General features: G+C 68.3%; 9 protein-coding genes and 1 pseudogene. 5 read left to right on the top strand and 5 right to left on the bottom strand.

What is annotated here, in order from left to right; all coding sequences use genetic code 11:
• Positions 1–733: pseudogene (locus ABCR94_RS08165) on the bottom strand (hypothetical protein); the annotation flags it as partial.
• Positions 734–882: 149 nt separating this feature from the next.
• On the opposite strand from ABCR94_RS08165, the gene ABCR94_RS08160 reads away from it, so the two are divergent.
• Positions 883–1035: a hypothetical protein gene (locus ABCR94_RS08160; protein WP_347118393.1), complete on the top strand. Its 153-nt coding sequence runs from the start codon at positions 883–885 to the stop codon at positions 1033–1035.
• 159 nt (positions 1036–1194) lie between these two features.
• Here ABCR94_RS08160 and ABCR94_RS08155 read toward each other — a convergent pair whose 3' ends face one another.
• From ABCR94_RS08155 to ABCR94_RS08140, 4 genes are all read right to left on the bottom strand, one after another.
• Complete coding sequence (locus ABCR94_RS08155; protein WP_347118391.1) at positions 1195–1617, bottom strand: hypothetical protein; 423 nt, start codon at positions 1615–1617, stop codon at positions 1195–1197.
• 63 nt (positions 1618–1680) lie between these two features.
• On the bottom strand, positions 1681–3450 hold the full coding sequence (locus tag ABCR94_RS08150; RefSeq protein ID WP_347118390.1) for a ParB/RepB/Spo0J family partition protein: 1770 nt from the start codon (positions 3448–3450) through the stop codon (positions 1681–1683).
• A 94-nt stretch (positions 3451–3544) separates the two neighbouring features.
• Complete coding sequence (locus ABCR94_RS08145; protein WP_347118389.1) at positions 3545–4015, bottom strand: DUF6197 family protein; 471 nt, start codon at positions 4013–4015, stop codon at positions 3545–3547.
• Positions 4016–4080: 65 nt separating this feature from the next.
• A complete protein-coding gene (locus tag ABCR94_RS08140; RefSeq protein WP_347118388.1) occupies positions 4081–4824 on the bottom strand; it encodes a DUF2786 domain-containing protein in 744 nt (247 codons plus the stop codon).
• A gap of 633 nt (positions 4825–5457) precedes the next feature.
• On the opposite strand from ABCR94_RS08140, the gene ABCR94_RS08135 reads away from it, so the two are divergent.
• The 4 genes from ABCR94_RS08135 (at position 5458) to ABCR94_RS08120 (ending at position 13844) form a co-directional block, all read left to right on the top strand.
• Positions 5458–5808, top strand: coding sequence for a hypothetical protein (locus tag ABCR94_RS08135; RefSeq protein WP_347118387.1), 351 nt, complete (start codon positions 5458–5460; stop codon positions 5806–5808).
• A 967-nt stretch (positions 5809–6775) separates the two neighbouring features.
• Positions 6776–7897, top strand: a complete 1122-nt coding sequence (locus ABCR94_RS08130; RefSeq protein ID WP_347118386.1) for an ATP-binding protein — start codon at positions 6776–6778, stop codon at positions 7895–7897.
• Entirely contained in the window at positions 7894–11130 is a 3237-nt protein-coding gene (locus ABCR94_RS08125; RefSeq protein WP_347118385.1) for a helicase-related protein, read from the top strand. The genes ABCR94_RS08130 and ABCR94_RS08125 overlap by 4 nt, the downstream gene beginning before the upstream one ends.
• Positions 11127–13844: a DUF1156 domain-containing protein gene (locus ABCR94_RS08120; protein WP_347118384.1), complete on the top strand. Its 2718-nt coding sequence runs from the start codon at positions 11127–11129 to the stop codon at positions 13842–13844. The genes ABCR94_RS08125 and ABCR94_RS08120 overlap by 4 nt, the downstream gene beginning before the upstream one ends.
• Positions 13845–13846 lie beyond the last annotated feature (2 nt).

Raw genomic sequence — 13846 nt, 5'->3', positions numbered from 1 at the left:
GGTCCTGGAACTTCACCAGTCGGCGGCGCTGCGTGTTGTAGCCGTACGTCCGACCCTCCAGCTCAACTACGGTCGTGACGGTGGCGGTCGTGGTGATGCGCTCGCCCACGGTGCCTTGCGGCTTGGAGTTCTGGGCGGCCCGCTCGGTGGCTTCCTTCTCCTGATCGCGGTGCCATCCCGCGATGGCTGACACGAGCGTCGGGAGGTGGCGGGGGTCAACCGTGTCGGCCTTCGCCAGTTGGCCAACCTTGTGGCGGTAGTCGTTCAGGCTGCCGTACCCCTGGACCGCCCACGCCCGGACGGCGGCGGCGGTGCTCGGGGCGTCGGGCTCGGCGTCGACGGCTGCCCGCCACTCCTCGGGGGCCTTGCGGTCGAAGAAGTACGACTCGACCATGTCGGCGGTCGGCGCGGTGTTCTTCCACTGCTCGGATCGACTGTGGAAGCGGCCTTCCTGCGTCACGATTGCGGCGGTCACCCGCAGCACCTCGGCCACTGGCACGCGAAGATCGGCCGGGATGCCGCCTTCGCCGCCGTCCCAGTCGGAGTCCTTCAGCGTGCCGAACCGCCACAGGGCCTCTAGGCCCTTGATCGGGAGACCGGTGTACGGCTCAACGCACGTCGTGCCCAGCTGCCGGAATTCCCCGTTCTCGTGGCGGGCGAGATAGGTGGCTGTGCGGTGCCGAGCGATCTTGCAGCCGTGACAGAAGTTCTCAACTGCTCGGTATCCGCGCACAGCCTCGGCGTCCGGCTCGGGAAGTCCAGGGAAAAGGCTGAGCAGCGTCTCGCTGTCTCGCCCTCCTCGTCGTGGTCCAGTCGGGCGACGACGGTCCAGCCGTGGTGGCGGGGGATGTCTCCGGAGATCGTCACGGTGACAGTGGGGCGTTGGCCGATCAGGCGGCCGTCTGTGTCGCGGTGGTCGGCCAGGAACGGCGCGGAGGTGTCGAGCGAGTAGGCGGTGAGCTGGTGGACGGCGGCGCGGGCGTTGGCCGCCTCGACAAGCTGACGGACGCGAGACTCGGCCGTGGCGGGGACTGAAAACCGCATGGCTGCGCTGGTCATTGTGGGTGCTCCTGCTGGCGAGAGAGGAATCGAGTGCCCGGCCGGGCGGGTTGCCCTCCGCCTGCGGCCGGGGGGTCGGGCTGCTGCGGCCCGTGTGTCGGATGGGGTGTTGCCCTCCCCTTCCGACACAAGTAATTAAACCATGTTTTGTGGTGTGGGGCAAGCATCCCGGCCGGGGATGTCGAGTGCAGCGCGGTCGCGGAGATACGCGGCGAACAGAGCGGCGGTGTAGCTGTCGGCGGTGCCGTAGGTGCGGCGGCAGTCCAGGGCTCCGATGCGCTCGCCCCGGTGGCGGACGGGGAACGGCTGGCCGGGGGCGGGGATGGCGAGTGCGTACAGTCCGCGCGGGGTGTCCACGCGCAGGACGACGGCGGCGGCCTGGTGGTCGTAGGCGGCGGACCAGCGGGCGGGCCCGATGCCGAACTCCGCGAGCCCGGACGCAATGGCGCGGGCCTGCATGATGTCGGCGGTGGTGGCGGGGTCGGGCTCGGCGGGGGCGGGGATGCATCCGCAGCCGTGGTCGTCGGCGTGGATCTCGAACGTGGCTGTACGGGTCACTGTGGGGCTCCTGGGGTGGCCGGGGGCGGGATTCCCGCCCCCGGCGTCGGACGGCTGAGGGGGCTAGGCGGCGGCTTCGTCGTCGCTCGCCGGGTCGTCCGCCTCGGCCTCCGGCTCGCTCGACTCCCCTTCAGCGCCCGCCTGCTGCTCGGTCTCGGGCTCGCTGCCGGACGCGATCGCGGCGCGGGGCTTCTTCTTCGCCGGGTCGTACGGCTCGTCATCCACTACGGACTGCTCGATGGACGTGAGCGGGTACCCCAGCGATTCCAGGGCCTTGAACCACTGGCCGGTGGGCCTCCGCGTCCACGGGGCGTGCTGGTCGTCGGTCCGCCACGCCGACCGGCTCGCGCACTTCTCGCGGACGGCGGCGATGGCCGCGAACTGGAGCTGCGGGGCCCTGCGCGGGTCCTTGGCGGCGTGCGCGGCAAAGCGGGTCCGGTCGTTGGCCTGCTGGGCGTTCAGGCCCAGGAAGGCGGCCAGGATCTCGGTGGTGCCCTCCTTGTTCAGGTCGTCGGAGACACCCCAAGTGCCGCTGAGAAGAGCATCGTTGACGTGCCCGATCAATGCGTTCGTGGTGTTCTTCGTGGGGGTGCGGCGCTTGATCAGATCAGTGATCCACTTCCGGCGCAGCGCCTCGGAGGCGTCCCAGTCGATGTTGCCCTTCTTGACGGCGGCGCGGGCGGCGCGCTCGACCTCCTTCTCGGCGGTGGTCTTCGTGCCGCCGCTGCCGCTGGCGCTCTCGGGCACCGTGTGCCCGTACAGGCCGGGGGCGGAGCAGTAGGGCTCGTACCGATCGCCCCGCCGCTCGTCGAACACCCAGACCAGCCCCTTGCACTCGGCGTGCTCCTCGGTGCTGATGCCGCGCAGTCGCCACACGGTTGTGGCGCGGTCGGACAGCTCCTCGGCGTCCCTGATCCTCTGCCCGGCCGCCTCCAACTCGGCTCGGTGCGTCTCGGCCTGGACTCGCTTGTCACGCTTGGTTCGCTCAACGGCAATGGTCCAGTCAACGTCGCCGGGGTCCGCGTCGTCCTCGGCGGCGGCCTCGGTGATCGTGGCGAGCGCTTCGGGGTCGTCGGCAAACTCGGTGAGGGCAGCCATGTGCTCAAACGTCCACGCGTAGCTTGCGGCCGTGACGGCGGCGCTCAGCTTCTCGTCTGTCCGGACCCTGACCAGGGTCTTGACGTCCTTCTGTCGCACGCCTGCGGCCTTGGCGATGCGGCCGACCTGCGCGCCTGCCTCGGCGGCACTGAACATGGCCTGATTCATCTCCGACGGGGTCAGACTCTTGCGGTGCTGGGCGGTTGTGATCATGTCGAGGAACTGCCCGGCCTCATCGCGGTCGTCGTCGTCCCACTCGTACGGCACGTGGGTAAGGCCCGCGTCCTTGGAGCCGAAGAATCTACGGTTCCCGTCGTTGACCTGGAGGACTCCGCCGTCAAAGCGCTGGATCTTGACGGGGATGCGGCATCCCTCGGCACGGAGGGAGTCCACGAACGGCACGTTGATGTCGAGGTCTTCGCGGGCGTTCTTCGGGTGCGGAGTGAGCGCGTCGATCCGAATAACCGGACGGGGCGTGACCGGCAGGGTCTCCAGCCCTGCGGCGACGGCGGCGGCGAGACGCTGGAACCCGTCGATGATCTGCGGCACGTCGCCATGTGTCCGCACGACGTACAGCGGCTCTACGACACCACTCTCCTTCACGTCGGCCACCAGGTCGGCCGGGGCCTCGATGTCGCGGAGGTTGCCGGGGTGCGCGGCAAGTTCAGCGACAGTGAGGGTCGACCAGAGGGCAGGGGCAGCCTGGACGCCGGCCTGGGTCTTGATGTTGGTCATCGTTCCTTCTCTTTCTGGTGAGAGTTTGTCGGGGCCGTTCGACCCGGTGGGGATGTCGGTCGGGGGTGTTGCCCTCCCCCTCCGATACGCTTAATTAAACCATGTTTCGAAGGGCTGGGCAACCATGCTTCGCGTGACCGCCGCCACTCAGGTACGGGACTGCGGCGGCTCGGATCATCGCGGTGGCCTCGGCTGCGGTCCGCTCGGGCGCGTCTCCCCAGCACCACAGCAGGGTGCGACGGTAGGCGTCCTCGGTGAGTCGCAGCTTGCGCCACCGGACGCCGGACACGGGGCGGCCGTTGATGTGGTTGCTGAGCACCACAAGCGAATCGGCGAGGGCTCGACGGAAGATGTCCCACGGTTCACCGCGCACGGACCAGCCGGGCCGGGCGGCGCGGACGCCTCGCTCCCATGCGTGCAGCACGGTGCACGGTGCGTTCTCGCCCATCCGGCCGGGCTGCCAGAGGTGATCACCCTGATACAGGCCGACGCGTTCGATGTGGTCGGCGGCTGCGGTGAAAATGCGGGCGGGGGTGGCTGGCGGCTTGCGAGACGGCACGATCATGCTCCTGGGGTAGGTCGCGGGCAGGGTGGCCGGGGACGGCGGAGCCGCCCCCGGCCTGGATATGCCTACGCGGCTATGGACCCGGCCGTGGTGCGGCCGATCCGCTTACCGCCGATGTCGGCGCGGCTCCCAGCGGCCCAACCTGCTCCGTACCCGTTGCCGGTGATGGTGGTGGTGCCGCCCTTCCGGGAACGCGGGTACGCCTGCCGGTAGTTGCGCTCAACTACGGTCTTGCGGTCCGCGAGCACAAGGGCCGCGCTGCGGCCGGTGGTGGTGGTGGTCTCACCCTTGGCGTCTTCGCGTGCGCCGCGCTCGGCCTCCGCGATGCGGTCGCCCACCCGGTTGATAAAGCCGATGAGCCAGGAGCGTCGCCATGCGCGCGCCCCCTGCCCCGGCGGGACGGACTGAGTCACCAGGCCGCTGTTCATCTGGAGAAGGAGGGAGGTGTACAGCAGCTCGACGCGCTGAAGGTCGCTCGCGTACCCGAAGATGTGGACACGGCGGGACGGCCCGCTGCCGTCGCGGCCAAGGTGGATGAGTTCGCAGCCGAGTGCGGTAGCGATGCGGTTGATGAGGCGGACGCGCTCCATGGCCCACGGGTTGTCCAGAACGATCTGACGGTCCGTAGGGGCATCGCTGGACGGGTTGGAGTCGTTGAGCATTGCCTGCTCGACGCCGTACTTCGCCATCATCTCGAATGCCCGCTTCCGGGCCAGCTCCGCTTCCGCCTCGGGCGTGCGGGAGTCCTCCGCCGTGGCGAGCAGGGCCCGGATGGTTTCGAGTTTCATGGGCGTCTTGGTGGTGGTCACGTTCGTTCTCCTGGTGAGAGAGGTTCGCGGCGGCCGGTTGGCCTTCCGGTGCCGGTCGGGGGTTGCCCTCCCCTTCCGACATGACTAATTAAACCATGTTCTGGGGTGCTGGTCAACCTAAATAAGGGCTCTGACCTGCTCTTTCTCCACCACCGACCCGCACCCGCCCGGCCGGGCCCGGCCACAACGCGCCTGGGCGGGGTTCCCTCCTCGGTCGGACAGCTCCGCCGTACCAGGGTTCCGGGCGCGGTGTCCAGGCTCGCAAAGCGACCGCGCAGCGGCTCGGCCTGGACGCCGTGTCCGGGTTCCTGGTACGCCCCCTGGGGGTCCGGCCGAGGAGGGAACCCCGCCCTCACCTGCACCACAACGACACCGCACCCAACCAACCCGCCCCCACCCCCTCCGAGAGAGGACCCGCCAGAGGCACAAAATCCCTGACGTCGGCACCGACACCGGCGCCGCCCTCGTGGTTCGAGATGCCCGCAGACCTGTGCGTACGGTGCGCGCGATGAGCAGTGCATTTGAACAGAACTGGGGGCAAGAGTGAGCTCGACACCGGCAGCATCGGTAAGCGCGACAGAGCTGCGGCGGCGGGTTCGCGCGGTGGAAGCCCTCCAGGCGAAGACGCGGGAGATGGCCGCAGCGAACGTGTTGACCGCGCGCGAGACTGCGGCGAAGGCGGCGCGGGCGAAGGACGAGGCCGAGATTGCGGCACGGGAAGCCGCTGCTGTAGCTCTGCGGCTGTTCGACAACAACGCAGAGCTGGTTGCGGAACTGTTGGGTGTGCCGGCGGAGGAACTGGAACGCGAGGCGAAGCCTGTTACCGCAGCGCGCGCGAAGGAGATCATCGAAGTACTGCGGGCTCGCGTTGAACGCCCGCGCTCCAGCCGCGCCGGAAAGTCTCGGGCGGAAGTGTCGCTCCCGTCTCCCCCGGCCCCGGACACCTCGGCCCCGGTCTCCACGCAGGACGGCCGGCCGGGCTGATGCCGCCTGAGAACAATCTTGGGCCCGGACTTTTCCCGCTCTCGGCGGTGAACGGGTTCGGGCCCGCTCCGTTTGATGAACAGCTTGCCCTCATTGGTGAGCCAACGCCCGTACGCATAGCAGCGGTTGAGTGGACTGCCTGGCTTGCCGACGAGTCCGTTCGGGCCCGCTTCTTCGGCGGGATCTCCAGTACCGGCCACGCCAGCTTCAAGGCTGCCTCGCGGCCGGGCAGGACGCGACGCGGCACGGTGCCAGGCCACCTCTACGGGTACCAGCTCGCACACGGCGTCATCCCTCGGCTCGGCTGGGGAACCAACAGCCCAACCATCTGCCACCTTGGTCGGGCGCCGAGAAGGTCGCGGAAACATAACTTTCAGTGCCGTTCCCTGAGACCCCTCGGCCGTCGACTCATTCGCGGCGTCTGCGAAGACGCTTCCCGCTGAGACAGCGAAGCCCCTGAGACATCTGAGCTGTTCCTGACGCCGGGCGATTGAACTGCGGCACGTAACTGCTCGGGCTCGGCGGGCGCCGTTCGTCTGGGATCGGTGGGCCGCCGAGCCGGACGGCTAACCGATCCCGATGGCGGCTGTCTCACTGCAGGCTGGGGACCGCTGACTCTGTGGCCGGGAGTTGACCAGGCTGGGTGTCGGCAGCAACGCAGTCCTGTACGCGGTCGAGTTCGGCGACGCGGCCAGGAGGAAGCAGGGATCTGGTGGCTCGGATGCCGCTGCGGCTCTGGCTGAGGTTGCCAACTTTCACGTGGCGGATGCGGAGCCGGGCGTTCTGCTTGGCATGGCCTCCCCTTCCCCTCAAAGGGTGAAGCCTCGGAGCGACTACCCGTGTCGGGGCGACTGGTGACTGTCGCGGCGATCGGATGATTCGAAGATGAACGCCGGTGGCGTACCAGACGGGTACGCTAGCGGCGTACCTTCTGTAAGCCTCCACGTCATATCTCTTGGAGTCGGCGATGCGGGACACCGCGAGCCCGTTCGAGTTCGACGGGCCAATTCCTCTTGACCGCATGATCGACAGGCGGCGAGAGACCGACATGATCAAGACGTGGACCCGTGATGGGCGGCTGGTGGCGCTGGTGGCGCCACGGCGCTACGGCAAGACGAGCCTGATCCGCAAGATCGCAGCCGATGGCAAGCAGGGTGGGTTGGTGGTGGTTACCGCTGACCTGTTCGAAGTCGCCAGTCTGTCCGATCTGGTGCTTCGTCTGGAGCGGGCGTGGACGCAGCACACACCCGACACCCTGCGAGCGGCGGCCAGCAAGATCCTTGCCGCCGCGCAGACCGGCGTATCGATCACCGGCGCCGGATTCGCTGTGGCCCTGGCCGACAGGCCCACCGCCGACCCGGTGCCGGCGCTGCATACCCTGCTGGAGCTGCCCGCCCAGCTGGCCCAGCGCGAGGGCGGGCGGACTTTGATCGTGCTGGACGAATTCCAGTCCGTCGCTGGTGTGCCAGGGGCCGAGGAGCTGATCTGGCAGCACGTGTGGCGTCACCGGGACGCCGTCTCATATCTGTTCTCCGGAGGGAGGCCGGACATGCTGTCCGCGGTGTCCCATGGCGGGGAACAACTCTCTGGCAGGCAGGTAGAGACTCTGCGCCTGGATCGGCTGCCGACCGCAGAACTTCATGAGGTGATCAAGGAGCGGTTCGCCGCGCAGGGCCGTGACGTGACCAGTGTTCTGGGCGGAATGGTGACTATGGGTGAGGGACATCCGCAGCGGACCATGCTGCTGGCTCACCTGCTCTGGCTGGAGGTCCGCGCCGGGGAACGGGCCACCAGCGATCACCTTGAGGCGGCGGCCACTGCGGCGCTGCGGCAGATCGATCCCGAGGCCAGGGCCACGATGAGCGGGCTCACAGTGGGGCAGCGCAAGGTACTGCGGGCTGTGGCCGAGTACGGCACGCCCATGGCCGCGCGGGCCCTGCGGACGTTGGGCCTTCCCAAGACCACGGCACAGAAAGCGACGCCGCACCTGGTCGCTGCGGGGCTCATCGAAGACGCAGACCAGGGATGGCGAGTGATCGACCCGCTGTTGGCCCGCTGGATTCGGACGAACTACGGGACGCGCGCATGAGTATGCAGCCGGAGTACGAGATGGGGTTCGAACGCGGGCAGAGGGTGAGGGTCCGTGCCGCGGGAGTACCTGAGTTCGCCACCATCCGGTTCGCTCTCCCGGGCGACGAACCGGGGTCGTGGGACCTCATTCTTGTCGATGACCAGGACCGCCGGCACGAGGTGAACCTGTCAGTCGGAGACACCCAGACCGTGCGCCCCCTGGTCAGCGACGGACGAGCCGACTCCGCGCGGGTGCTGGCGGCCATGTGGACGCAGTGGATGCATGCGGCAGCCACCAACGCAGAGTCCAGTGCCATGGCGGCCACGCCGCTGAAGCCGTACGCGCACCAGACCACGGCCGTCTACGGCGCGATGCTGCCGCAGCCGCTGCTGCGGTTCCTGCTCGCTGACGAGCCGGGCACCGGCAAGACGATCATGGCCGGCCTCTACCTCCGGGAGATGCAGCGGCTGAGCCTGGTCAAGCGTGCCATCATCGTGTGCCCGGCGAACCTGGCCTCGAAGTGGGTGGACGACTTCGAGCGGCTGCTGGGGGGCGGGCTGCGGCAGCTCACCTCGGCCACGGTGCGTGAGAACGCGCTGAACTCCAACGACCTATGGGTGGTCTCGCTGGAGCTGGCGGCGGTCAACCCCGCCGTTCAGGAGGCCATTCGGCCGGACAAGGCCGGCTGGGACCTCGTGGTCTTCGACGAGGCGCACCGGTTGACCCCGACCGCGGCCGGGTTCCACCAGGTTGGCCGCCTGCTGGCGAAGAACACTCCACGGGCGTTGCTGATGACCGCGACCCCGCACCGGGGCAAGGAGTGGCTGTTCCGGCATCTGTTGCACCTGGTCGACCCGGCGATCTACCCGGATCCGGGCAGCGACCCCAATGTCGAGCTCAGCGCGCTGCGGCCGGGCCCGATCCACTTCCTTCGGCGGATGAAGGAAGACCTGGTCGACTACGACGGCAAGACACGGCTGTTTAAGGGCCGTTCCGCCCACAATCACAGTGTTCCTCTGTCGCAGACCGAGTACGGCTACTACCAAGCTGCCTTGGACATGGTCGACCGGTTCTTCCCCTCGACAGCGCAGCCGCTTGCCCGCATGGTGTACGGCAAGCGGACCGCTTCCAGCCTGCACGCGCTCGCCGAGACTCTGCGCCGACGCTACGACCACATGGGCGCGATGAGCGAGGCAGAGGCCGCCCTCATCGCCGACAGCGAGGACCAGGGCGACGAGGCGGAGATCGACGAGGCGAAGGTCATCCATACGGGCTCGACCTCCACCAGGGCCGAGCGGGCAGCGATCAAGAGCCTTGGGGACCAGATCAACGCCACGATCGGCGACCCCGTCTGGAAGCCGTCGAAGTGGAAACGGCTCACCGGCGACTGCTTGGCCAAACACGGGATTCTTCCCGGGAACGGCGAACAGGCCGTGGTGTTCACCGAGTACGCGGACTCGGCCCAGTGGATTGCAGAGCGCCTCGAATGCGAGGGATTCACCGCAAAACTCTACTCCGGACGACAGAGCAAGGCAGAGCGCGACGACGTGCGCCGGGCCTTCATGCGTGGAGAGTTTCAGGTCATCGTCACCACCGATGCTGGCAATGAGGGCATCGACCTGCAAGCCGCGCACGTGCTGGTCAACTACGACATCCCGTGGTCCCTGGTCCGCCTCGAACAACGGATGGGACGCATCCACCGCATCGGCCAGCTGCGGGACGTCCACCTGTACAACCTGGTCGCCACCGACACTCGTGAGGGCGAGACCCTGCTCAGGTTGCTGGACAACTTCGTCACCGCGGCGAACGAGATGCACGGTCAGATGTTCGACAGCCTGTCGGCCGTTGCCGAGATCACGGGCGTCGACTACGACAAGTGGCTGTCCGACCTCTACGGCAACGACGAGATCAAGAAGCAGCAGGCGATCGACGCCGCCCGGGCCATCCAGGCCCAGGAACTTACCCGGGCGGCCCGGCAGGTGCGGGACAACGAACGGCGTCTGGCCAGCCAGGTGGACGCGGTGGCCGCGCTGACGCTGCTTCAGCGTGATCTATTCGCGCGGATCAACCCGGCAATCGTCGAGGCGTATCTCGACCGGCTCGCCGCTGCCAACGTGCTGCAGTCGTCGCCGACCGCCGCCGGAGCCGGATTCCGGCGGCTTTCCCTCGGAGGCGGGGCCACGTTCCCGGCCACTCTCGGCAGCAGCAGCGAAGTCCACATCGCCACCAGCGGGGACGCGGTGCGGGAGGCGGCAGAGAGCATCGACGTCGGCGACACCATCACGCTCGGGCCCGGGGAGCCGGGATTCACTGATCTGATCGGCATGGTCGAACACACCCTGGCCGAGGACCTGCACCAGTCAGGTGCCGCCGCCGACCCCACCAGCCTCACACCGTACGACCTTTACGCATACACGGCGACCATGACCGAAAGCGACGGGAAACGCGCCAGCATCTGGGCGAGTCTGATCAAAGTCGACGACAGCGGCAACGCCCGCCCGGTGCGGTGGGAGGCTCTGGCCAACCTCGTGCCCACCGAGCAGCACGGCACCGCGCCCCATCCCGCACGCGAGGGACGGGCCTTCGCGGCGGCTGGCGAGGTGGCTGCCGTGACTGTCGAGGAGCACCGGCGGGTACGTTCCGACTGGTTCGCCCAGGCTCGCCGGGACTTGACTAACCTGCCGCTGAGTCTTACCGACGGCATCGGCGACCGAGCCGCCCGGGTCGAACTGCGACGTCGGCTTCAGGCTCAGACCGCTCAACGGCTCGACGAACTCGAACGGCTCGCTGACGTGCAGCTGACCGACCCGAAGCTGATCGGCCGGATCCGCGTCCTGGCCGCAGCCGACGTCACTGTTCAGGCCGAGATCGATGCCGAGTTGGTCTCCATGCGGCACGTCCAGCAGCTCCTCCAGGACGATGGGTGGGTGGTGGAGGACGTGCACACCGAGGGCCGGGGCTACGACCTGGAGGCCCGTCGTAACAGCCAGGTCCGGCACGTCGAGGTCAAGGGTGTGCTGGGCAGCGCGGCCAGCGACGGTATCCGGATGACCGGGAACGAGGTCCTGATCGCCACCCAGCACCGCAAGGAGTACTGGCTCTACGTCGTCGACCAGTGCGCCGACGGCCGAGGCCGCTTCTTCGGTGCCTACGAGGACCCGGCCACCCTCTTCGCCAACGACATGACCGGGAGCGCGGTCTTCCGCGTCCCCGGCAGCAGCCTCAAGAACGCACCGGGGAGCAACACATGACCAGGATGATCGAACGATGGTTTCCCAGTGCCGAGGTGTCGGCCAACAGCGACAAGGGCTGGGGATCGGGGAACAGCGAGATCTCCCTGTTCATGTGGTTCGCCAAGCGCCCCACCGCCCAAGCCAAAGCCGCCACGATCTGCTCGCTACTGCCCTGGCCCGACGACACTGAGGAACAGGCCCGGCTGCAGAACCTGGTCCGTGACGCCATGACGGGACGCTACGCATCGTGGAGCGACCTGCAGGCGGAGATCACCAAGGCGAACCCCGAAGGAGCGGCCACCCTCGACCCGTTCTCAGGGCGCGGCATGATCCCACTGGAGTCGGCGCGCTTGGGGGTCCAGGCGTCTGCCGTTGACTACAGCCCGGTGGCGGTGCTGGCGAGCCACCTGCTCACCTCGGCCCCGTTCGAGGACTGGAGCGAGGAACCCGAGCTTCCGTTCGGGGAAATCGGCCACCTGCTGACCTCCCGTACGGACCGGCTGCTCGGCGACCTTGAGAGCCTGTTCACGGAGATCCGGAGCCGACATGCAGCCGCGATGCGGGATGTCTACCCGCGGCACAACGGCGCGCTGCCGTGGGGGTATCTGTGGGCGGTCGAGATCCCCTGCCAGGAGTGTGGCCAGCAGTTCCCGCTCATCGGTTCCTACGAACTGATGCCCGCTCGGGGAAGCCGGGAGTCCGTGTCGTTCTACATCGACGCGGATCGGACCTCTGGTACCTGGGAGGCGGTCGTAGCGCCCGGGAAGCCCACCCGGGCGCCCACACTGACCAACGCCGTGGCGAACGGCAAGAAGGTGCCGGGCAAGAGTGCGATCTGCGTGTTCTGCAGCCACGTCCACCCGCTGGCCGTGCACCGGCGGCTGCTACAGGAAAGGCAGGGCCGGGACACTCTGGTCCTGGCCGCGGACATCGACTCCAAGAGCAAGAAGGCCTTCCGCCAGCCCACGTCCCAGGAGCGGGAGGCAGTCGAGGTCGCCAGCCAGGCGCTGGCCGCCGAGCCGGCGTTCAGCCCCTTCCTCCCGGCCGTCCCGGACGAGGTCATCGCCCCGGGGAATAACAACATCATCGGCCCGAGTATCTACGGGGCGAAGACGTACGGCGACTTCATGGTCGACCGTCAGACCCTCTCGTACGTGCGCCTGGCACGCATCATCAACCAGCTTGGGGACGAACTCACCGCAACCGGACTGTCACGGGACTACGTTCGCGCCCTGACCGGGTACGCGACGGCCGTCGTGGTCAAGAAACTGCGGCGTTCCACCCGCGGCGCCCGGTTCCAGAGCAAGGGCGGCGCGCAGGTCGGAGATCTGTTCGTCAACGAAGGCTCGATCACCTTCTCCCACGACTTCTTCGAGGCCGGCATTGGCGACGGCCCCGGAACGTGGAGCTCGATCTCGGACAACGTGTTGGCCGCCTGCCGCAACCTGTTCTCCGACCTGCGCGGTGCACCGGCCTCCGTCCAGCGGGGGACCGCCACCGCGCTGTCCTACCCGCCCGAGACCTTCACCGCAGTCGTCACCGACCCTCCATACGACCAGATGATTGCCTACGCGGACGCCTCCGACCTCTTCTTCACCTGGGCCAAGCGGTGCCTGCACAACACCTGGCCGGAGCTCGCTGTCACGGCCGACCCGCACGGCTGCCAGGACAAGAGCCAGGAGATCATCGTCAAGCGGGTCCGCGGCGAAGCCCCGGACGAGCACCGCACCCGCGCGCATTACGACACCCTCATCGCCGAAGCGTTCGCCCAGATGCGGCGGGTCGTACGTGACGATGGCGTCGTCACGATCGTCTTCGGCCACGGCGAACCGGAGGTCTGGCAGCGGCTGCTGCACTCGATCGAACACGCCGGGCTGGTCATGACCGGCTCGTGGCCGGCCAACACCGAGTCCGGCGGGCAGCAAGGCAAGGCCAACATCGAAACGACCTTGACCATGGCCTGCCGCCCCGCCCCTGCCGGCCGGCCAGCAGGCCGCAAGGGCGCTGTCGAGGCCGAGATCAAAGCGGAGATCAAGCGGCGTTACCCCGACTGGGAGCGGTGGGGCCTGGCCCCCGCGGACATGCTGATGGCCGCGGCCGGGCCTGCCATGGAAGTCGTGGGCCGATATAGCGAGGTCCTCGACGCCAAGGGCGAGCCCGTCGACATCTACACCTTCCTGCCGCTGGCCCGCACCGCAGTCCAGGAGGCTATGGCGGTCGAGGTCAACCACCAGCCGCTGGCGGCCTTCGATGCCCGCACCCGGTTCGCTCTGTGGTGGATCCGGCTCTACGGCCGGCAGGCCCAGGCGAAGTCCGAGCTGCGATGGCAGGCTCTCGCCTCCTCACTCGACCTGACCTCGGTCCGCGACCTGGTGGGCGATGCCGACAAGGGCGTCTGCTTCATCACGTCACGTGAGCACACCGGCAAGGTCAACGGGGACTCCGCCTCCATCGACGTCGCCCTGGCGCTCGCCGCCGCGTCGGACGAGGGTCTGCAGGCCATGGGGCAGGTGCTGGCGGCCTCGGAGCGGGGCGTCGACGACACCTACCTCTGGTCGACCGTCCAGTTCCTCGCAGACCGGCTCCCCGGAAACGACCCGGACTCCATCGCGTTCACCCGCGTCCTGCGCACCCGGCCCGGCATCAGCAACGCCGCCGAAGCAGTCACGGCCAGCAACCGCGAGAACGCCCGCCGACAGCAAAACCGCGAAGCCCAGCTGAAGCTGATCTGATG

The organism is Streptomyces changchenzhani (assembly GCF_039766235.1).
Taxonomy (GTDB): domain Bacteria; phylum Actinomycetota; class Actinomycetes; order Streptomycetales; family Streptomycetaceae; genus Streptomyces.
The sequence above is the reverse complement of the archived record's forward strand: the minus strand, read 5'-3'. Positions and strand labels throughout refer to the sequence as shown.

What these genes read in the sequence shown, in the direction of transcription:
- ABCR94_RS08150 (WP_347118390.1), bottom strand. Translation starts at nt 3,450, where the DNA reads ATGACCAACATCAAGACCCAGGCCGGCGTCCAGGCTGCCCCTGCCCTC.
- ABCR94_RS08145 (WP_347118389.1), bottom strand. Translation starts at nt 4,015, where the DNA reads ATGATCGTGCCGTCTCGCAAGCCGCCAGCCACCCCCGCCCGCATTTTC.
- ABCR94_RS08135 (WP_347118387.1), top strand. Translation starts at nt 5,458, where the DNA reads ATGGCCGCAGCGAACGTGTTGACCGCGCGCGAGACTGCGGCGAAGGCG.
- ABCR94_RS08130 (WP_347118386.1), top strand. Translation starts at nt 6,776, where the DNA reads ATGCGGGACACCGCGAGCCCGTTCGAGTTCGACGGGCCAATTCCTCTT.
- ABCR94_RS08125 (WP_347118385.1), top strand. Translation starts at nt 7,894, where the DNA reads ATGAGTATGCAGCCGGAGTACGAGATGGGGTTCGAACGCGGGCAGAGG.
- ABCR94_RS08120 (WP_347118384.1), top strand. Translation starts at nt 11,127, where the DNA reads ATGACCAGGATGATCGAACGATGGTTTCCCAGTGCCGAGGTGTCGGCC.